Annotated in this window: 1 protein-coding gene; it reads right to left on the minus strand. The window is 37.7% G+C overall.

What is annotated here, in order from left to right:
* On the minus strand, nucleotides 1-214 hold a 214-nt coding region (locus tag AOA62_RS25795; RefSeq protein ID WP_256592483.1), incomplete at its 3' end, for a HAMP domain-containing protein.
* Nucleotides 215-228 lie beyond the last annotated feature (14 nt).

Consider the following 228-nt stretch of genomic DNA (forward strand, 5'->3'; position numbering starts at 1 on the left):
TTCCGTGTCTATCTGTTGCGATAACACCATCAGTCATATGTGTTAATACTGAGGAAAGTTTTCTTTTTTCCTCCTCTGTGGTAGCGTTGGCAACCTGCAATTTATTGGTTAAATCATTAAACGCCATTGCTAATTGACCTATCTCATCATTTCCATATACTCTAACACTTCTAGAGAAGTCTCCTTTTCCCATCACTACAGCTTGCTTTTTCATATCAACTATTGGTC

The sequence above is a fragment of the Pseudomonas sp. 2995-3 genome, assembly GCF_002742565.1.
Lineage (GTDB): Bacteria > Pseudomonadota > Gammaproteobacteria > Pseudomonadales > Pseudomonadaceae > Aquipseudomonas > Aquipseudomonas edaphica.